Origin of the sequence: Sphingomonas sp. HITSZ_GF (genome assembly GCF_029543155.1) — a bacterium.
Lineage (GTDB): Bacteria > Pseudomonadota > Alphaproteobacteria > Sphingomonadales > Sphingomonadaceae > Sphingomonas.
The window spans coordinates 68,344-87,955 of the sequence record NZ_JARQXA010000007.1 but is presented as its reverse complement, the minus strand read 5'-3'; the positions used below and the strand labels follow the sequence as shown (position 1 = coordinate 87,955).

The 19,612-nt window shown below is 67.0% G+C and carries 19 protein-coding genes; 10 read left to right on the top strand and 9 right to left on the bottom strand.

The genetic code is table 11. The features are described from left to right. Nucleotides 1-61 precede the first annotated feature (61 nt). From P6144_RS18180 to P6144_RS18155, 6 genes are all read right to left on the bottom strand, one after another. The gene (locus P6144_RS18180) at nucleotides 62-538 is read right to left on the bottom strand and encodes a GNAT family N-acetyltransferase (protein WP_277769229.1); all 477 of its coding nucleotides are present in this window, start codon (nucleotides 536-538) and stop codon (nucleotides 62-64) included. Then, a complete protein-coding gene (tsaB, locus tag P6144_RS18175; RefSeq protein WP_277769367.1) occupies nucleotides 535-1,164 on the bottom strand; it encodes a tRNA (adenosine(37)-N6)-threonylcarbamoyltransferase complex dimerization subunit type 1 TsaB in 630 nt (209 codons plus the stop codon). The genes P6144_RS18180 and tsaB overlap by 4 nt, the downstream gene beginning before the upstream one ends. A 10-nt stretch (nucleotides 1,165-1,174) precedes the next feature. After that, on the bottom strand, nucleotides 1,175-1,768 hold the full coding sequence (locus P6144_RS18170; protein WP_277769228.1) for a malonic semialdehyde reductase: 594 nt from the start codon (nucleotides 1,766-1,768) through the stop codon (nucleotides 1,175-1,177). A gap of 30 nt (nucleotides 1,769-1,798) precedes the next feature. Next, on the bottom strand, nucleotides 1,799-2,371 hold the full coding sequence (locus tag P6144_RS18165; protein WP_277769227.1) for a NifU family protein: 573 nt from the start codon (nucleotides 2,369-2,371) through the stop codon (nucleotides 1,799-1,801). A 246-nt stretch (nucleotides 2,372-2,617) separates the two neighbouring features. After that, a complete protein-coding gene (locus P6144_RS18160; protein WP_277769226.1) occupies nucleotides 2,618-2,884 on the bottom strand; it encodes a hypothetical protein in 267 nt (88 codons plus the stop codon). A 50-nt stretch (nucleotides 2,885-2,934) separates the two neighbouring features. Beyond that, a complete protein-coding gene (locus P6144_RS18155; RefSeq protein ID WP_277769225.1) occupies nucleotides 2,935-3,717 on the bottom strand; it encodes an aspartyl/asparaginyl beta-hydroxylase domain-containing protein in 783 nt (260 codons plus the stop codon). Between the two features lie 273 nt (nucleotides 3,718-3,990). Here P6144_RS18155 and P6144_RS18150 point away from each other — a divergent pair, with 273 nt between their 5' ends. Beyond that, a complete protein-coding gene (locus tag P6144_RS18150; protein WP_277769224.1) occupies nucleotides 3,991-6,879 on the top strand; it encodes a M16 family metallopeptidase in 2,889 nt (962 codons plus the stop codon). A 95-nt stretch (nucleotides 6,880-6,974) separates the two neighbouring features. On the opposite strand, the gene P6144_RS18145 is transcribed toward P6144_RS18150, so the two are convergent. The 3 genes from P6144_RS18145 to P6144_RS18135 all read right to left on the bottom strand — a co-directional run bounded on the left by P6144_RS18145 (nucleotide 6,975) and on the right by P6144_RS18135 (nucleotide 11,772). Further along, a complete protein-coding gene (locus P6144_RS18145; RefSeq protein ID WP_277769223.1) occupies nucleotides 6,975-8,792 on the bottom strand; it encodes an AMP-dependent synthetase/ligase in 1,818 nt (605 codons plus the stop codon). Between the two features lie 39 nt (nucleotides 8,793-8,831). Beyond that, on the bottom strand, nucleotides 8,832-10,550 hold the full coding sequence (gene ggt, locus P6144_RS18140; protein WP_277769222.1) for a gamma-glutamyltransferase: 1,719 nt from the start codon (nucleotides 10,548-10,550) through the stop codon (nucleotides 8,832-8,834). Between the two features lie 247 nt (nucleotides 10,551-10,797). Further along, nucleotides 10,798-11,772 (bottom strand): quinone-dependent dihydroorotate dehydrogenase, encoded by a 975-nt coding sequence (locus P6144_RS18135; protein WP_277769221.1) that lies wholly within the window; start codon nucleotides 11,770-11,772, stop codon nucleotides 10,798-10,800. 271 nt (nucleotides 11,773-12,043) lie between these two features. Here P6144_RS18135 and P6144_RS18130 point away from each other — a divergent pair, with 271 nt between their 5' ends. From P6144_RS18130 to P6144_RS18090, 9 genes are all read left to right on the top strand, one after another. Beyond that, nucleotides 12,044-12,955, top strand: a complete 912-nt coding sequence (locus tag P6144_RS18130; protein ID WP_277769220.1) for a DUF6597 domain-containing transcriptional factor — start codon at nucleotides 12,044-12,046, stop codon at nucleotides 12,953-12,955. 42 nt (nucleotides 12,956-12,997) lie between these two features. Next, nucleotides 12,998-13,474, top strand: coding sequence for an SUF system Fe-S cluster assembly regulator (locus P6144_RS18125; protein ID WP_277769219.1), 477 nt, complete (start codon nucleotides 12,998-13,000; stop codon nucleotides 13,472-13,474). Between the two features lie 2 nt (nucleotides 13,475-13,476). Beyond that, nucleotides 13,477-14,940 carry a Fe-S cluster assembly protein SufB gene (gene sufB / locus P6144_RS18120; RefSeq protein ID WP_277769218.1) on the top strand — a complete coding sequence of 488 codons (1,464 nt, stop codon included), beginning with the start codon at nucleotides 13,477-13,479 and terminating at the stop codon, nucleotides 14,938-14,940. Beyond that, the gene (locus tag P6144_RS18115; protein ID WP_277769217.1) at nucleotides 14,937-15,329 is read left to right on the top strand and encodes a hypothetical protein; all 393 of its coding nucleotides are present in this window, start codon (nucleotides 14,937-14,939) and stop codon (nucleotides 15,327-15,329) included. The genes sufB and P6144_RS18115 overlap by 4 nt, the downstream gene beginning before the upstream one ends. Beyond that, nucleotides 15,326-15,889 (top strand): hypothetical protein, encoded by a 564-nt coding sequence (locus tag P6144_RS18110; RefSeq protein ID WP_277769216.1) that lies wholly within the window; start codon nucleotides 15,326-15,328, stop codon nucleotides 15,887-15,889. Before P6144_RS18115 ends, P6144_RS18110 begins: the two co-directional genes overlap by 4 nt. 25 nt (nucleotides 15,890-15,914) lie before the next feature. After that, on the top strand, nucleotides 15,915-16,658 hold the full coding sequence (sufC, locus tag P6144_RS18105; RefSeq protein ID WP_277769215.1) for a Fe-S cluster assembly ATPase SufC: 744 nt from the start codon (nucleotides 15,915-15,917) through the stop codon (nucleotides 16,656-16,658). Beyond that, the gene (locus tag P6144_RS18100) at nucleotides 16,655-17,740 is read left to right on the top strand and encodes a SufD family Fe-S cluster assembly protein (protein WP_347275826.1); all 1,086 of its coding nucleotides are present in this window, start codon (nucleotides 16,655-16,657) and stop codon (nucleotides 17,738-17,740) included. Before sufC ends, P6144_RS18100 begins: the two co-directional genes overlap by 4 nt. A 109-nt stretch (nucleotides 17,741-17,849) precedes the next feature. Continuing rightward, nucleotides 17,850-19,061 carry a cysteine desulfurase gene (locus P6144_RS18095; protein ID WP_277769214.1) on the top strand — a complete coding sequence of 404 codons (1,212 nt, stop codon included), beginning with the start codon at nucleotides 17,850-17,852 and terminating at the stop codon, nucleotides 19,059-19,061. Then, on the top strand, nucleotides 19,058-19,534 hold the full coding sequence (locus tag P6144_RS18090; RefSeq protein ID WP_277769213.1) for an SUF system Fe-S cluster assembly protein: 477 nt from the start codon (nucleotides 19,058-19,060) through the stop codon (nucleotides 19,532-19,534). The genes P6144_RS18095 and P6144_RS18090 overlap by 4 nt, the downstream gene beginning before the upstream one ends. The last annotated feature ends 78 nt before the right edge of the window (nucleotides 19,535-19,612 follow it).

Below are 19,612 nucleotides of genomic sequence, written 5' to 3'. Positions count from 1 at the left end.
AAGAACCTATCGGACCATTTCGGATCAAACGCAAGGTCAATCTTGCGAATAGCTGCAAGTCTCAGTCGAGATCCCGCGCATAGGTATGGGCATCGAACAAATGCCCGTTTCGGCCCCGATAATATTCGCGCCGCTCGCCGACCTTTTCGAAGCCTTCGCGACGATAGAGCCTGACAGCATCGTTTCCTGAGCGTACCTCGAGATGTACGCGATCGGCCTTGTTGCCGCGGGCTTCGTCGATCACCGCGCGGAGCAGCGCGCCGGCAACGCCGCGCCGCCGGGCGACGGGGTGGGTGGCGAGCAGCAGCAGCTCCGCCTCGCCGGCGATGATGCGCGACAGCGCGAAGCCGGCGTCGCGCCCGTCGATACTGGCCATCACCAGCCACACCCCGGGCAGCGACAGCATCCCCAGGCACTGGGCACTGGTCCAGGCCTCGCCATAACGCGGGTCGAAGGCTTCCTGCATGATCGTGTTGACGCTGGTCAGGTCCTGCGAACCGCCTTCGCGCAGCTCGACCATGTTCAGCGTGCTGCTCATGCCAGCCCTCGCTCGGCGAGCGTCTTGGCATCGGGCGCGCGGCCATAGATCGGGCGCGCGGGCAGGGCGGTGAAGCCGGCCGGCAGCAGCCGGGCATCGGCGGCGGCGGGCAACGCCTCGCGCAGGTCGAGCCCTTCGGCCAGCGCGGCGAGGTGGCGCACGCCGCTGCCCAGCGCCGGCCGGCCGGCCAGCGCATCGAGCGCGGCGGCGGGTGCGAGCGAGCGGAACGGCCCGTCTTCCGCGAAGGGCTGGGATTGGAACGCCTGCATGAACACCTCACCGTGCCCGCCTTCGAGCACCACGGCAAGCTGGGGGCTACCCGGATCGACGGCAAAGCCCGATGCGGCGAGCAGCGCGAGCGAGGAATAGCCTTGGACGGTGGCGCCCCAGCCGATCGACAGGCCGAGCGCGGCGGCAAGCCCGACGCGCACGCCGGTGAAGCTGCCCGGGCCGACATCGACGAGGATGCGCGCGGCGCGCCCTTCGCCGGGCAGCGACGCGATCATCGGGACGAGCCGCTCGGCATGGCCGCGGCCCACCACATCATGGGCCGCGGCCAGCACGGTCGTTCCGTCGAGCAGCGCGACCGAACAGGCGGCGGTCGCGGTCTCGATGACGAGGGTCAGGCCGGAGGGGTCAGAGGACGCGATTGAACTGCTCGAATTCGGGGCGGGGGAGCCGGTCGAAGATGGTGGAGGGGTCGCCATGTCCCAGCGTTGCGATGAAGTTGGACTTCACATTGGGCTGGTCCGCAAAAAAGGCTTCGTCAACCTTGGCGTTGTCGAAACCCGACATCGGGCCGGTATCGAAGCCGAGCGCGCGGGCGGCGAGCAGCAGGTACGCGCCCTGGAGCGACGAGTTGCGGAAGGCGTGGGTGTAGCGGATCTCTTCGGTCGGGAACCAGTCCTTGGCGGTCGGCGCGTGCGGGAAGAGCCAGGGCAGCTGCTCGTTGAAGGCGAGGTCCATGCCGATGATCACCGTGGCGGGCGCCTTGCGGATCTTGTCGGCATTGGTGCTGCTGGCCAGCTGGGCGAGCTTCTCCTTGGCTTCCGGCGTGGTCAGCCAGACGAAGCGGGCGGCCTGGTTGTTGGCCGAGGTGGGCCCCATCTTGAGCAGGTCGTAGATGGCGCGGATGTCCGCCGCGGTCACCGGCGCGTCGGTATAGCCATTGTAGGAGCGCGCGGTACGGAAGATCCGATCCAGCGCCGCGTCATCGAGCGGTGTGGCCATGGGAAATAGTCCTTTCGTAGGCGATTGGGCTCAGACGGCCCGGACTTCGGTGACTTCGGGAACGTAATATTTGAGCAGCTGCTCGATGCCGTTCTTGAGCGTCGCGGTCGAGCTGGGGCAGCCCGAGCAGGCGCCCTGCATCTGGAGATAGACCTTGCCGGCATCGAAGCCGCGATAGACGATGTCGCCGCCGTCATTGGCGACGGCGGGGCGCACGCGCGTCTCGATCAGTTCCTTGATCTGCGCGACGATCTCCGCGTCTTCGGGACTGTCGCCGAAGTCCTGATCCTCGGCGGGGACGCTGAAACCCGCCGATGCGACGAGGAACAGCGGCATGTTCGCCGAGAAATGATCGAGCAGGATGCCGAGCACGTCGGGCTTCACGTCGCGCCATTCGGCGCCGGGCGCGATCGTGACGGAGATGAAGTCGCGGCCGAAAAACACGCCGGTGACGTCGCCGAGCGTGAACAGCGCCGTCGCCAGCGGCGAGGCCTCGGCCTCCTCCGGCGAAGCGAAGTCGCGGGTGCCCGCGTCCATCACGGTGCGCCCGGGAAGGAACTTGAGCGTTGCCGGGTTCGGCGTGGCTTCGGTCTCGATCAGCATGGCCGCCATTTGGGCGCTTCGGCGGGCGGGATCAAGCGGCGAGGGGGAAACGAAAGGTTTCCTGTCGGGTAGGACGACCTTCGTTACCAAATTTCCAGCGTCACCCTGAACTTGTTTCAGGGTCCAACGCGCAACGGGCGACAGCGTTGGTGGCGCGTTGGATGCTGAAACAAGTTCAGCATGACGAAGCTGGAGGTGTGCAACCCGGCACGGCGCGGAGTTATGACTATTCCGATAGTTTCGAGTCTATCGCTCTTCCTCATGCGTGGTGGCATCGCTCACGCTGCGGTCATGGCCGCTCTTGTCGCTGAAGAAGGCGGCGGCGAACAGGCCGCAGCCGAGCAGGGTGGAGAGGAATACGCCGCCCACCGTTGCCGCGATCGCCGAAGGGTAAAGCGCGTCGTAGAGCGAGAGATACCAGAGCGAGCCCGCGACCATCAGCACGCCGGCCAGCGCGATCCACAGGATCATCCGGCGGAATTCGGCCCAGGCCCTTGCGCGTTCACCAGCCATGTCGGCAGCTCCTTTTGCCAAGTCGCATGTGGGCCCGGCCGGGCGGCAAATCAATCGGTGGCGAGCGCCTTGTTCCAGCGCAGCACATTGGTGCGCGCATCCTGGACGAAGGCCGACCCGCGGATCCAGGCGAGGAACCTGTCGACGAACCAGCGGCCAGGCTGGCGCAGCGGCCGGCGGAACTGGATGAGCAGCACCACCCGGGTGCCGCTCGTGTCGTTCCACACTTCATGGTCATAGGTGTCGTCGAACACCAAAGTCTCGCCCTCCGCCCAGCGGACGATGCGGTCGTCGATCCGCATGCGGGCATCGCCGTCGCGCGGCACGATCAGGCCGAGATGGCAGGTGATCAGCCCCTTGGTGACGCCGCGATGCGCCGGGATGTGCGTGCCCGGCGCGAGGATCGAGAAAAAGGCGCTGTTGAGCCCGGGGATCGCCTCGACCAGCCGGGTGGTCACCGGGCAGCGATCAAGATTCTCGCGGACGAAATAGCCATAGCCATAGAGGAAGAAGCTGCGCCACTTGTGCATCGGCGCGATCGCGCGGTGATCGGGCGAGACCATCGACAGCGAAGGGGCGGGATGCTGGTCGAACGCGGCGGCGATCGCCTCGGCCCGGATCGCCTGCCAGTTGGCACGGAGCGCCTGGGTCCAGGCGAAGTCGCGCACGTCGAGCACCGGATCGGTCGAGACCAGCGAGAAGCGCGCGATGAACCGGTCGAAGAGCCCGCGCAGGTGCTTGCCATGCTTGATCAGGAAGGGGCGGTCGCGCTCGGCACGAAGCGGCGCATCGGGCAGGGTCGCGCCCGACATCACCGTCAAATCGGGAATCATTTCCCGGGCTTGCGTGGGTTCGACTTCGCCAGAGTCCCGCCACATTGCGCTGCCCCCAGCGCTCGGCTCGACCTTCACTGCACCAGACCTTGCTTGTTGCACCACCTGTTCGACGGCGAGTCTCTGCCCGCACCTCCTTTTTCTAGCCGGGGGATGGGTCGAAAACATGGCCCTGCTGCGGCGCACAAGGGCCGCTTCATGTCTGGACTTCGTACATCCGGGCGAAAGGTTCGCGCTGGCATGCGGAGGGCTTCGCCCCTAGATGGACGACCTATGCACTTCTTCCTGCGCGCTCCGCTCGCCCTTGTTGCCCTCTCCCTGCTCGTGCCGACGGCGCAGGCCCAGCAGAACACCAACCCGCCGAACGTCTCCGATACGACGACGGTGGGGCGGCCGGTGCAGACCGCCAAGGACCCCTGGCTCTACGAGAAGAGCGACCTCGTCCACGACGATGCGTGGAAGTTCGGGCGGCTTTCCAATGGCGTGCGCTATGCGGTGCGCAAGAACGGCGTGCCGCCGGGCCAGGTGTCGGTGCGGGTCCGCATGGATGTCGGCTCGCTGATGGAGACCGACAGCGAGCGCGGCTTCGCCCACCTTCTCGAGCATCTCTCGTTCCGCGGATCGGTGCACGTGCCCGACGGCGAATCGAAGCGGATCTGGCAGCGGCTGGGCGTGACCTTCGGCTCCGACTCGAACGCCGCGACCACCTTCACCTCGACCACCTACAAGCTCGACCTGCCGATGGCGACGCCCGCCGGGCTGGACGAGAGCTTCAAGATCCTCGCCGGCATGATGTCCGGCCCCGAGATCACCCAGAAGATCCTCGATTCCGAGCGGCCGGTGGTGCTCGCCGAGCAGCGCGAGCAGCCGGGGCCGCAGGTGCGGCTGCAGGACGCGATGCTCGACCTGATGTTCGCCGGCCAGCTCGTCGCCCAGCGCGAGCCGATCGGCACGGTCGAGACGCTCACTGCCGCCACCCCGGCGACTGTGCAGGCGTTCCACGATCGCTGGTATCGCCCGGAGCGCGCCACGATCATCGCGATCGGCGATGTCGATCCGGCGCTGCTCGAGCAGATGATCGTCAAGCATTTCTCCGACTGGAAGGGCACCGGCGCCGCCGTGCCGAGCCCCGATTTCGGCAAGCCGGTGGAAGGCAAGCCGGTCGCCGCCAGCATCGTCGAGCCTGCGCTGCCGGTGCTGACGACGATGGCGATCGTCCGTCCCTGGACGGTCGATGGCGACACGGTGATCTTCAACCAAAAGCGGATGATCGACCTGGTCGCGATCCGCATCATCAACCGCCGGCTGGAAACGCGCGCACGCTCGGGCGGCACCTTCATTGCCGCCGGCGCGGACCTGAGCGACATCGCGCGCTCGGCCAACATCACCACGGTGCAGGTGCTGCCGGTCGGCGACGATTGGGAAGCCGCGCTGCGCGACGTGCGCGCCGTCATCGCCGATGCGCAGGCGACGCCGCCGACCCAGGCCGAGATCGACCGCGAAGTCGCCGAGATCGAGTCCGCGATGAAGCAGCGGATCAACACCGCGCCGGTGGAAGCGGGCGCCAAGCTCGCCGACGACCTGGCCGAGGCGGTCGACATCAACGAGACGGTTACGACGCCCGAATTCTCCTATGCGATCTTCAAGGGCGCGGTGGACGGCAAGATGTTCACGCCGGCGACGGTGCTGGCATCGTCGAAGAAGGTGTTCGAAGGCACCGCCACCCGCGCGATGGTCAATCTCCACACCCCCGATCCGGCGATCACCACCAAGGTCGCCTCGGCGCTGGAAGCCAATGTCGCGGCGAATGCCAAGCGCCGGCTGGTCGGCAATGTCAGCTTCGATGCGCTGCCCAAGCTCGGCCTGCCCGGCAAGGTGGCGACGCGCGAGGGCATCCTGCCCGGCACCGGCATCGAGAAGCTGGTGTTCGCCAATGGTGTCACGCTGCTGATGCGCCAGGACCCGTCGGAAACCGGCAAGGTCTATGTCAATGTCCGCTTCGGCAACGGCCTGGCCGGCATGTCGAACAAGGCGCTCACCCCGGCCTGGGCCGGCGAAGGCGCGCTGGTGGCGAGCGGCGTCGGCAAATATGGCCAGGAGGAGCTCGACGCGCTCACCGGCCGCCGCCAGATCGGCGCCGATTTCGACGTGGACGACGATGCCTTCACGCTGAAGGCGCAGACCACCAAGGACGATCTGGCCGACCAGCTCAAGCTGCTCGCCACCAAGCTCGCCGCGCCGGGCTGGGATCCCAATCCGGTGACGCGCGCCAAGGTGGCGACGCTTTCGGGCTATGCCGGGCTCTCGGCCTCGCCCGACGCGGTGCTCAACCGCGATCTCGAGCGGCTGCTCCACAATGGCGATCCGCGCTGGGGCATCCCGAGCCAGGCGACGATCCAGGCGACCACGCCGGCCAGCTTCCGCAAGTTCTGGGAGCCGCTGCTGGCGAGCGGGCCGATCGAAGTCGAAGTGTTCGGCGACATGGATGCCGAGGCGACCGTGAAGGCCGTGGCCGCCACCTTCGGCGCGCTCAAGCCGCGCGTGGCGAGCAAGGCGCCGCTCGCGCCGGTCGCCTTCCCCGCACATGTCGACAAGCCGGTGACGCTCACCCACAAGGGCCAGCCCAACCAGGCCGCGGCGGTGGTTGCCTGGCCGACCGGCGGCGGCACCGCCAATGGCGGGATCGCGGAGAGCCGCAAGCTCGAGGTGCTGGCGGCGGTGTTCCGCGACCGGCTGCTCGACCAGCTGCGCAGCCAGGCGGGCGCGAGCTATTCACCCCAGGTGGCGAGCCAGTGGCCGGTGGGCCTGCCGGCCGGGGGCAAGATCCTCGCGCTCGGCATGGTGCCGCCCGACAAGGTCGACTTCTTCTTCACGCTGGTGCGCGGTATCGCCGCCGACCTGGTCGCCAAGCCGGTCGAGGCGGACGAGCTCAACCGCGCGCTGACGCCGCTCAAGCAGCAGATCCTGCGCATGTCGTCGGGCAACATGTTCTGGATGCGGCTGGTGGAAGGCGGCACCTATGATCAGGCCCGCATCGACAGCGTCGAGACGCTGGCGGCGGACTATTCGCGGGTGACTCCGCAGGACCTGCAGGGTCTGGCGATGAAGTATCTGCGCCCCGACAAGGACTGGGCGCTCCAGGTGGTGCCGGAGAAGAAGTGAAAGTGAAAAGGCCGGGGTGATCCCCCGGCCTTTCTCTTTTCCGTCGTCCCGGCGAAGGCCGGGATCGCGCCCGGGCGCTGGACGACACCGGGCGTTCAATCCTTCTTCGGATCCTCCATGGGCGGCGTGTTGGTCCGGTAGAGCCCGTCCAGCCGCTCGCCATAGACTGCCTTCAATATGTGCCGGCGGATCTTGAGGCTGGGGGTGAGCTGTTCGTTCTCGATGGTGAAGGGCCCGTCGGCGACCAGGAACTTGCGCACCCGCTCGATCACCGAAAGGTCCTTGTTCACGCGCTCAACGGCATGGCCGAGCGCCGCCTTGTAATCGGGATCGTGCGCCAGTTCCTTGAAGTCGCACTTGGTGGCGGTCTTGGCGCACCATTCGGCGGTCCATTCGGGATCGGGAACGATCACCGCGGACATATAGGGCTTCCTGTCGCCGGCGATCATCGCCTGGACGATCTCGGGCTGGAGCGTGAGCATGCCCTCGACCTTCTGCGGCGCGACATTGTCGCCCTTGTCGTTGACAATGATGTCCTTCTTGCGATCGGTGATCTTGATCCGGCCCTTCTCGTCGATATGGCCGATGTCGCCGGTGTAGAGCCAGCCGTCCTTGAGGACGCGCTTGGTCTCCTCCTCGTTGCGCCAATAGCCGTGCATGACGAGTTCGCCGCGCACCAGGATTTCTCCATCCTCGGCGATGCGGACCTCGACGCCCTCCAGCGGCGGGCCGACCGTGTCCATCTTGAGCCCTGCCTTGGGGCGGTTGCACGAGATCACCGGTGCCGCCTCGGTCTGGCCATAGCCTTGGAGGAAGGTGAGGCCGAGGCTCTGGAAGAAGATGCCCACTTCCGGATTGAGCGGCGCGCCGCCCGAGACCATCGCCTTGATCCGCCCGCCGAAGCGCTTGGCCAGCTTGGGGCGCAGCGTTGCGCCGAGGAACAGGTTCATCGGCAGGTCGGCAATGCCCGATCCGCCGGCCGCCTTGCGCCCGCCGATCGCCACCGCGCGATCGAGCAGGAAGTTGGCGAACTTGCCCTGCTTCTCCACCTGCTTGACGATGCGGGTGCGCAGCACCTCGAACAGGCGCGGGACGACGACCATGATCGTCGGCTTCACTTCCTCGATGTTCGAGGCGAGCTTCTCCAGCCCTTCGGAATAATAGACCTGCGCGCCGAGCCCGATCGGGAAATGCTGGCCGCCGGTATGCTCATAGGCATGGCTGAGCGGCAGGAACGACAGGAAGATCTCGTCGTCCCAGCCGAAATCCTCGGCGATCAGCGAGACGCAGCCTTCAACGTTGCACAGGATCGCGCCGTGATGCTGCATCACGCCGCGCGGAGACCCTCCGGTGCCGCTGGTGTAGATGATGCAGGCCAGGTCGTCGCGCCGCCAGGTGGCGGAGACGCCGCGCGGATCGGTGTCGTGCTTGGCGATCAGCGCCCGCCAGTCATGGAATTCCAGGCTGCCCTGCTGGCCGACGCGCAGTTCCTCGATGCCGATGATCATCCGGGCCGAGGAGGCGCGGATGGCCGCGGGAAGCAGCGTCTTGGCCAGCTTGGTGTTCGAGACGATCACCGCGCAGGCGCCCGAATTCTCGATGATGTGCTGGTGATCGCGTTCGGTATTGGTCGTGTAGGTCGGCACGGTCACGCAGCCGGCCGCCATGATCGCCAGGTCGCTGATGCAGAATTCGGGGCGGTTCTCGGAGACGAGCATCACCCGGTCGCCGCGCTTCAGCCCCAGCGCGGTGAGCGCGGCGGACAGGCTCGCCACCTGGCGCGCCGCTTCGGCCCAGCTGGTCGGCTGCCATTTGCCATTGGCCTTGTGCCACAGGAAGGGGGCGTCCCCCTTCTCCCGGGCGCGTGCAAAGAACATCTGCACGAGATTGTCGAAACGTTCGAGCTTGCGCATTCCCACTCCTAGTCCGGGCGCTCCTTTGGAGCGTCCCGCTTATTCCGATGGCCGGTTCGGCTGCGCGCCCACGCGCCGAATAACGGTCATCTTGCCCTGTTGGTCCATCACCACGCCTTCGCTGCGCGGATCGGCGCCGCCGGTCCAGCGGCCCTTCACCCGCTCGACCGCGTTCGCCTTGAGCCCGAGCGGCGCGGACTGCACCTTCTCGCCCAGCGCCTCGAGCGCCGGGATCATCGCGTCGAGCTGCGTGCCCTTCTCGGCGGTGGCGACCGGGCCGGGCGCATAGAGCAGGCCGAGGCCGATCGCATCCTGTGCGGAGAGCTTCCAGTCGATCACGCCGACGATGCCCTTGGCGACCTGGGCGATGATCGTCGAGCCGCCGGCGGCGCCGATCGCAAGGCGCACCTTGCCGTCCGGGCCATAGACGATCGTCGGCGCCATCGAGCTGCGCGGGCGCTTGCCGCCCTCGACGCGGTTGGCGGCGAGCCAGCCGTCCTTCTCGGGCACGATGTCGAAATCGGTCAGCTCGTTGTTGAGCATCGTGCCGTCCATCGACAGGCCCGAACCGAACGGGCTCTCGATCGTGAAGGTCACCTGGGTGACGTTGCCCGCCTGGTCGACGACCGAGAGCGAGGTGGTGCCGTGCACTTCCTGGCTCTGCGACTTGACCCGCTTGGGTGCGCCGGCGGGCAGGCCGGCCTCGACCGTGGCCATGGTGCTGTCGGCATGGATCAGCGCCGAGCGGCCGGCGAGGTACTTGCGGTCGAGCAGCCCGGCGAGCGGCACCTGCACATAATCGGGATCGCCGACATAGAGGTCGCGATCGGCATAGGCGAGGCGCGAGCTTTCGGCGAACAGGTGCCAGGCGACCGGATTGTCCTTGCCGAGCTTCGCCATGTCGAAGCGCTCGAGCTGCGCCAGGATCATCAGCACGGTGACGCCGCCCGAAGAGGACGGGCCCATCGAGCAGATCTTGTAGCCGCGATACTTGCCGCACAGCACCGGCCGGTCCTTGGCTTCATAGGAAGCCAGGTCGCCGGTCGTCATCTTCGACGGGTTGCGCGCGGCATTGTTGACGGTGGCGACCAGCTTTTCGGCCTGGGGACCGACATAGAAGCTGTCGGGGCCGAGCGTCGCCACGCGCTCGAGCAGCGCGGCCTGTTCGGGGTTGGTGACGTGCGTGCCCACCGCGGCCGGCTTGCCGTCGGCGCCGTAATAGATCGCACGGACGCCGGCATCGACATGCGGGGCATAGCTGCGCAGCGAATTGTTGAGCCGCGGCGAGACGTCGAAGCCTTCGCGTGCCAGGCGGATCGCCGGCTGGAACAGCCTGGCCCAGGGCAGCTTGCCGCCGCGCTGATGCGCCAGCGCCATCGCGCGCAGCGTGCCCGGCACGCCGACGCTGCGTCCGCCGGGCACCGCGTCGCGGTGGCTGAGCGGCTGGCCGTCGGGGCCGTAGAACCAGTGATCGGTCGCGGCCATCGGCGCCGCCTCGCGCCCGTCGACGGTGCGGATCTTGCCGGTCTTCACGTCATATTGGAGGATGAAGGCGCCGCCGCCGATCCCGGCGCTCTGCGGCTCGACCACGTTGAGCGCGAGCATCGTCGCGATCGCGGCGTCGGTGGCGCTGCCCCCTTCGCGCAGCATCTCGGTGCCCGCGGCGGCGGCGCGCGGGTCCGCGGCGCTCACCACTCCCTGTGCGAATGCCGCGATCGGCGTGACCAGGAACGCGAACAGCAGGAACAGCTTCTTCATGGCCACAAGCCGTAGCGGCAGCTGCGCCGGTCAACAAGCGCGGCGGTTTTGCCCGGGCCATTCGGCGGGGGCATGGATAGCGTCTTCCGGAGAAGAGACCGCCTCTCCAAGTCACATCGTCACCCCGGCCTTGTGCCGGGGTCCACTGTGCCGCGCCGTCTGAGCTTCGAGCCTCTTGTCCAAGACTTGCCGCCCGGTGGACCCCGGCACAAGGCCGGGGTGACAAGAAGGCCGGGGGAGAAGAATCCTAAGCCAGCGCCTTCGCGATCGCGCGCGGTAGCCCCGGCCCCTTGTACACCAGTGCCGAATAGACCTGGACGAGCGTGGCGCCCGCGTCGATACGGCGCTTCGCCTCGTCCGGCCCGTCGATCCCGCCCGCCGAGATCAGCGGCAGCGCGCCGCCGGCGATCTCTGCCGCTTCGATCAGTTTGTTCCGCGCCAACTGGGTGAGCGGCTTGCCCGACAGGCCGCCGGCCTCGCCGGCATGCGCGGAGGCGAGCGGCGGGCGCGAGATGGTGGTGTTCGAGACGATCAGCGCGTCGATATGGTTGTCGAGCGCGGCGCGGATCGCGCCTTCCAGCCCGGCGCGGTCGAGATCGGGGGCGACCTTCAGGAAGATCGGCGTCTTGCCGCGCGCGGCATGGCTGGCGGCGAGCAGCTCGTCGAGTGCGGGGCGGGACTGGAGGTCACGAAGGCCCGGCGTATTGGGCGAGCTGACGTTGATCGTGATGTAGTCCGCATGCGGCGCGGCCTTGCCGACGCCCAGCGCATAGTCCGCCACCCGATCGGTGCTGTCCTTGTTGGCGCCGACATTGATGCCGAGCATGCCCTTGCGCCGCCCCAGCCTGGCGATGCGGGCGAGCGCGGCGTCGATCCCGCCATTGTTGAAGCCCATACGGTTGATCACCGCCTCGTCCTCGACCAGGCGGAACAGTCGCGGCTTGGGATTGCCCGGCTGCGGGCGCGGCGTCAGCGTGCCGACCTCGACCGCCCCGAAACCCAGGGCGAACAGGCCGGGGATCGCCTCGGCATCCTTGTCGAGCCCGGCCGCCAGCCCGATTCGGTTGGGAAAGGTCAATCCTCCCAATTGGATGGGCGATTCCACCATTTCGGAGCTAAAAACGCTGCCGAGCGATCCCCAGAGCGCCAGCGCGCGGATCGCGGCACGGTGCGCCTTTTCGGCGTCGAGGGCGAAGAGGGCGGAGCGCAGGGTATAATCCATGTGCATGGCCTTCGCATCGCTTTTTGCCTCCGTAAAGCTGCGTATGTCGATTCCTTCCAATACGCTTGCAGGGCCCCCGGCTAGTCAGGAGCTGCGACCCGAGGGGTTTCCGCTCAATGGGGGAACCCTTTCCTTTAGGCCCGGTCCAGCTTCGGCTGGCCGGGCCACTTTTCTATTTGGCGACTGCGCGGTATATTTGTGCCGAGAAAAGAGAATCCGAGGAGGGGAAAAACTCGGATCAAACAGGGCAAATATGCGGGGCGCACTCAACATGACGACGGCCCAACCGGCCGCAGGCAACGACCACTATCCACGGCCGCAGATCGAATTCCGCAAGGCGGAAGGCGCGCTGATGCCGCACGTCGAGTCCTATTATCTCTACCGGCACGACGCGGACGATATCGAAGGGGTGGAGCGAGTCGACCTCGGCCAGCTCCGCTTCGTGATCCGGGGCGAGGGCGAAGTGACCTTCCCCGACGGCCGCACCGAAGCGACCAAGAAGGTGATGATCAACGGCCCCGGCACCGCCGCGGCCCAGTATCGTATCCGCGGGCCGTTCCACTGCTTCGGCGTGTCGCTGCGCGCGATCGGCTGGAAGGCGCTGATCGGCATCCCCGCCTACAAGGTCACCGATCACATCATCGACGGCGAGAAGCTGTTCTGCGAGCAGGCGCCGATGCTGTGGCAGCGCCTCCACAAGATGGAGACGCTCGACGAGATGATCGAGGCGATCGAGCCCCTGCTCAAGCTGCGCCAGTATGAAGTGAAGCCGGTGCCGCCGGGGCATCTGGTCTTCCTGCGGGCCGTGCGCGAATGGGCGGCGACCAACGATCCGACGATCGACGATCTCTATGCGCGCATCCGCCAGAGCTCGAACATCGGCGAGCGCCAGGTGCAGCGGCTGTGCAAGGACTATTTTGCCGGCAGCCCCGCGCATCTGAAGCGCAAGTTCCGTGCGATCGGCGCGGCGATGCGCATCTATCAGGGCGCGTCGGTGGACGAAGTGGTCGAGCCCTTCTCCGATCAGTCGCACATGATCAACGAGGTGCGCCACTTCACCGGCCACACGCCGACGTCGCTGCGCGCCGGCATCGATCCGGTGCTGGCGGTGACGCTCGACAACGAGACCTTTCATTTCCTGCCGGACGTGATCCCCGAATCGGTTGACCTTCGCCGCCGCTGAGCCCATTTGGCCAATCGGAACACTTTTGTCCGATTGGAATAGATGCGTCTTTCGAGCCTCGCCGATTATGCGGTCGTGATGATGTCCGCCGCGGCGCGCCATTGCGGCGCGACGTGCCGGCTCAACGCGACTCTGCTCGCCGAGGAGACCGGGCTGCCGCTGCCCACCGTGCAGAAGCTGGTCAGCAAACTCTCGGGCGCCGGGCTGATCGAGAGCGCGCGCGGCACCGGCGGCGGCTTCCGCCTGGCGCGGCCGCCCGCGGCGATCACGCTGGCCGACATCGTCGAGGCAGTCGAAGGCCCGATCGCGCTGACCTCCTGCGTCGATGCCGGCAAGCAGGATTGCTGCGTGCAGGACAGCTGCAAGGTCAAGCCGCACTGGAATGTCGTGAACGGTGCTGTAAAGGGCGCGCTCGCGGGCATTTCCCTCGCCCAACTTTCCAGCGCTCCGGCCGAGGCCGTGGCGCACTCTCCGGCAGACTCGATCCGGACCCCGGCGCTGGCCGGGGAGCAGGTGTAAGCATGGCTACGAAGAACGCGGAAGCACTGGCGGCCGCCAACAAGAAGTACGAGTGGGGCTTCGCCTCGGACGTCGAACAGGAGTTCGCGCCCAAGGGGCTGAGCGAGGACACCGTCCGCTATATCTCGGCCAAGAAGAACGAGCCCGAATGGATGCTCGACTGGCGGCTGAAGGCGTTCCGCATCTGGCAGGAAATGACGCTTCCCGAATGGGCGAAGCTGTCGATCCCCGAGATCGACTATCAGGACGCGTACTACTACGCCGAGCCAAAGCAGAAGAAGACGATCGAGAGCCTCGACGATCTCGATCCCGAGATCCGGCGCACCTATGAGAAGCTCGGCATCCCGATCGAGGAGCAGAAGGTGCTCGCCGGGGTCGAGGGCGCGCGCAAGATCGCGGTCGACGCGGTGTTCGACAGCGTCTCGGTCGCCACCACCTTCCGCAAAGAGCTGGAGGAAGCCGGCGTCATCTTCCGCTCGATCAGCGAGGCGATCCGCGAATATCCCGAGCTGGTGAAGAAGTGGCTCGGCAAGGTCGTGCCCGTCCGCGACAATTTCTTCTCGGCGCTGAACGCTGCGGTCTTCTCCGACGGCACCTTCGTCTATGTGCCCGAGGGCGTGCGCTGCCCGATGGAGCTGAGCACCTATTTCCGCATCAATGCCGAGAATACCGGCCAGTTCGAGCGCACGCTGATCGTCGCCGACAAGGGCGCGTACGTCTCCTATCTCGAGGGCTGCACCGCCCCGATGCGCGACGAGAACCAGCTCCATGCCGCCGTGGTCGAGCTGGTCGCGCTCGACGATGCCGAGATCAAGTACAGCACCGTGCAGAACTGGTATCCGGGCGACGAGAATGGCGTCGGCGGCATCTTCAACTTCGTCACCAAGCGCGCGCTGTGCGAGGGCAAGAACTCGAAGGTGAGCTGGACCCAGGTCGAGACCGGCAGCGCGATCACCTGGAAATATCCGAGCTGCGTATTGAAGGGCGACGGCTCGGTCGGCGAATTCTATTCGGTCGCGGTCACCAATGGCCGCCAGCAGGCCGATACCGGCACCAAGATGCTGCACATCGGCAAGAACACCCGCTCGACGATCGTGTCGAAGGGCATCAGCGCCGGCCGCTCGGACAACACCTATCGCGGCAAGGTGCTGGTCAATGCCGGTGCCGAGAATGTCCGCAACTTCACCCAGTGCGACAGTCTGCTGCTCGGCGACCAGTGCGGCGCGCACACCGTGCCGTATATCGAAGTGAAGAACCCGACCGCGCAGATCGAGCATGAGGCGACCACCTCGAAGATCAGCGAGGACCAGATGTTCTACGCGATGCAGCGCGGGCTCGATCAGGAGGCCGCGGTGGCGCTGATCGTCAACGGCTTCGCCAAGGAAGTGCTGCAGCAGCTGCCGATGGAGTTCGCAGTGGAAGCGCAGAAGCTGCTGGGGATCTCGCTGGAGGGCTCGGTCGGGTGAGCATCTATCGCCGCGACCATGTGTTACCCGAATGGGAGCCGATACCTTGGGATATGCGCGGAAAGGCAGCCGACGCGCAGGAGCGCGGCTTCCATGCGCGCGCGACCAAGGAAATCGAGTGGACGCGCGTGCCGGTGCTCGATTTCCCGGCTGAAGGGGTGCTCGGCCACGATCGCGACTGGTTCCGGTCGCGTGAGGTGGACTTCTACGCCGTCCAGGACGGCGAGGAGTTGATCCTCTGGGACAATGTCTGGTTCGGCTTTCCCGATCCGCCGCGCTGGGGGCTCGCGTCTCGCGCCGGCGCTGGCGAAGAGTGGGTTTCGTGGGGGCATTTTCCTGATCTTCCTGCGTGCTGGAGCGTTCCGGGGGAAGGGGCGGCAAGGTCGTGATCCTCACCGCCGCCCTCCTTCTCTTCGCCCAGGATGTGCCCGCCACCCAGGCGGTCGGCGCGCCCGTGGAGGACGAAGCGCAGATCGTCGTGCGCGCGACTTTCGGGCGGACCACGATGCTGTTCGACAAGGGCGCGGACGGCAAGCTGCACAATTGCCGGGTGATGATTTCGAGCGGCAGCCAGCGGCGCGACACGACTGCCTGCCAGGCGACGCCGATCTGCTACGCCAAGACCGCCGACGAAGTGACCGACTGCACGGAGATGACCGTGTTCGATCAGGCCGCGACTATCGGCGGGCCTTCGCCGGCTGCCCCGGGAGTGGCCAAGCCAAACCTCTTCGAGCTGCCCAAGCTGGTGCAGCCCAAGCCGGTGTTCTCCGCCAGCGCCATGGGGCCGGTCGACCGGAGCGAGGAGCGCCGCGAAGCCGAGCAGCAGCAGCGGGTGACCAAGATCACGCCGCCGGCCAACCCGGCTTCGGACGGCCCGGTGGTGCGCTTCACCACCGGAAACACGCAGCAGCAGCACGACGATACCGACAAGTCAGAAAAGCGGCCATGAGCCGCCCCGAGGAATGCACGACCAGATGTTGAAGATCACCGACCTCCGCGCCGAAATCGACGGCAAGGAAATCCTCAAGGGGCTCAGCCTCACCGTGAACGCGGGCGAAGTCCATGCGATCATGGGGCCGAACGGCGCGGGCAAGTCGACGCTCGGCTACACGCTGGGCGGGCGCCCCGGCTATGAGCCGACCGGCGGCAGCGTCGAATTCGACGGTCAGGAACTGCTCGAGCTGGCGCCGCACGAGCGCGCCGCCGCCGGCCTGTTCCTGGGTTTCCAATATCCGGTCGAGATCCCGGGCATCTCCAACCTGCAGTTCGTCCGCGAGGCGCTCAACAGCCAGCGCCGCGCGCGCGGCGAGGCGCCGCTCTCGGGTGGCGAGTTCCTCAAGCTGGCGCGTGCCCAGGCTGAGGCGCTGGGCATGGACGTCGAGATGCTCAAGCGGCCGGTCAATGTCGGCTTCTCGGGCGGCGAGAAGAAGCGGAACGAGATGGTGCAGATGGGCATCATCGGCCCCAAGCTGGCGATCCTCGACGAGACCGATTCGGGCCTCGACATCGATGCGCTCAAGGCCGTGGGCGAGGGGATCAACCGGATCATGCGCGCGCCCGACAAGGCCGTGCTGCTGATCACCCACTATCAGCGGCTGCTCGACTATGTGCAGCCGGACTTCGTCCATGTCCTCGCCGACGGCCGCATCGTCCGCTCGGGCGGGCCCGAGCTGGCGCTCGAGCTCGAGCGCGAAGGCTATGGCGCGGTGGCGGCGTGAACACGCTGCTCGAACTTCCCACGCCGCGCCAGGAGGAATGGCGCTGGGCCGACATGGGTGCGCTCAAGGCGGCGGCGGATAGCCCGCGCGCGACCGCCACGATCGATCCGGCCGGCCTGTTCCTCGATATCGAAGGCCCGCGCCTGCTGTTCGTCGACGGCCGCTTCGAGCCCGCGCATTCAAGGCCCGGCCCGGTGCAGGTGACGCAGCAGCTCGCCACCACTGATCACCCGCTCGGCAGCCTCACCGATGGCGAGGGCTGGTCGCTGCACCTTGGCAAGGAACATGCCGCGATCGCGATCCAGATCGTCCATATCGGCACTGGTGGCGAGAGCCATGTGCCCGCGCGGCTGATGCTGGCCGAGGATGCAGTGGCGAGCGTGGTCGAGACCTATGCCGGCAGCGGCTGGGCCAACCGGCTGACCACCTTGTGCCTTGAGCGCGGGGCGCGGCTGATGCGCTCGGTGCGGTTGCTTCAGTCCGAGGGCTTCGTTTCGCTCCGCGAGGAAGCCGAAGTCGGCGAAGCGGCGAGCCTCGTCTCGGTGTTCCTCGGCGCCGGCGGCATGGGCAGCCGGATCGACGGGTCGCTGTTGGTCAACGGCAAGGGCGGGTTCGCCGAGATGGGCGGCGCGTTGCTGACCTCGGGGTCGCAGCGCCAGGAAGCCGCGGTCGCGGTGCGCCATGACGCGCTCGAAGGCACGTCGCGCCAGCTGTGGCGCGCGGTTGCGGCGGACAAGTCGACCGCCAGCCTTGCCGCCCGCGTCGAAGTGGCGCGCGGGGCGCAGCAGACCGATGGCGAGCAGTCGCTGCGCGGCCTGCTGCTCCAGCGCAGCGCGACGGTGAACCTCAAGCCCGAGCTCGAGATATTCGCCGACGACGTGAAGTGCGCGCACGGCGCCACCGTCGGCGAGCTCGACAAGATGGCGCTGTTCTACCTTCAGAGCCGCGGCATCGACGAGGGCCGCGCCAAGGCGCTGCTCACCCGCGCCTTTGTAGCGGATGCGCTCGCCCGGATCGGCGAGGATGCGGTGCGCGAAGCGTTCGCGGCGGACGCGGAGCGCTGGCTGGATACGGCGCTATGACGGTAGTTTATCTTCGTCATGCTGAACTTGTTTCAGCATCCAACGTGCAACTGGCGATGGTATCGCCCGCGGAGGGTTGGACCCTGAAACAAGTTCAGGGTGACTGGAAATGAGCATGGCAATCGACACCCGCCCCCTGGACGTCCTCGCCGATTTCCCGGCGATCCCGGCGGGCTGGCACTATCTCGACACCGCCGCGACCTCGCAAAAGCCGCAGCCGGTGCTCGACGCGATCAATCGCGCGTACGGCGAGACCTATGCCACCGTGCATCGCGGCGTGTACCAGCGCTCGGCGGACATGACGCTCGCCTATGAAGCGGCGCGCAAGCGGGTGGCGAAGTTCCTCGGCGGGCGCGAAGAGGAAGTCGTCTTCGTCCGCGGCGCGACCGAGGGGATCAATCTCGTCGCCCAGTGCTGGGCCGGCACCCAGCTCAAGGCGGGCGACCGCATCCTGCTCTCCACGCTCGAGCATCATTCGAACATCGTGCCCTGGCAGATGGTCGCCGAGCGCGTCGGCGCCGAGATCGACGTGGTGCCGCTCACCGCCGACCAGCGCATCGACCTCGACGCGATGGCCGCGATGCTGACCGATCGCCACAAGCTGGTCGCGCTCGCACATGTGTCGAACGTGCTCGGCTCGGTGCTCGATGCGAAGCGCGCGACCGAGCTGGCGCACAGGGTCGGCGCGAAGATCCTGCTCGACGGCTGCCAGGCTGTGCCGCGCATGCCCGTCGACGTCGCCGAGATCGGCTGCGACTTCTATGTGATGTCGGGCCACAAGCTTTACGGCCCCACCGGCATCGGCGCGCTCTGGGGCCGTTACGAACTGCTCGACGCGATGCCGCCCTATCAGGGCGGCGGCTCGATGATCGACCGGGTGACCTTCGCGAAGACCACCTATGCCCCGCCGCCGGGCCGGTTCGAGGCGGGGACGCCGCACATCGTCGGCGTGGTCGGGCTGCATGCGGCGATCGATTATGTCGACGGCATCGGGCTGGAGCGCATCCACGCGCATGAGACCGCGCTGGTCCGCCAGGCGCGCGAGGCACTGTCGCAGCTCAATTCGGTCAAGCTGTTCGGCCCCGAAGACAGCGCCGGCATCGTCAGCTTCGCGGTCGAGGGGGTGCACCCGCACGACGTCGCCACCATATTGGACGAAACCAATGTCGCGATCCGCGCCGGGCATCACTGCGCCCAGCCGCTGATGGACAGCCTGGGCGTGCCGGCCACGGCGCGCGCGAGCTTCGGGGTCTATAACGGCGCGGACGACATCGCCGCGCTGGTCGCTGGAATTGAACGGGTCACAAGGATCTTCGGATGAACGAAGAGCGTAAAATCGAAGTCGAGGAAGTGGAGGCGGTCGCCTCGCCGCCCAAGGCGCGCGTCGACGACGCGGTCGAAACTGCCACGGAGACGTTCGAGCGCAAGCGCGACTATCTCTCGGGCTTCCTCTCGCAAAAGCCGCAGGCGCTGACGGGCACCGAGCCGGGCGGCGCGCTGTACGAAGCGGTGATCGATGCGCTCAAGGAGATCTACGATCCCGAGATCCCGGTGAACATCTATGATCTCGGCCTGATCTACGGCGTCGACATCACCCAGGACGGCCATGCCGCAGTGACGATGACGCTGACCACGCCGCATTGCCCGGTGGCGGAATCGATGCCCGGCGAAGTCGAGCTGCGCGTCGGCTCGGTCGCGGGGATCGGCCATGCCGAAGTCAATCTCGTCTGGGATCCACCTTGGGATCCGCAGAAGATGAGCGACGAAGCCAAGCTCGAACTGGGGATGCTGTAAGCACACAAGCCCCTCCCCTTCAGGGGAGGGGTTGGGGTGGGGGAAGTCTCATCGAGACTCTCGCCCGCGGATAGGCCC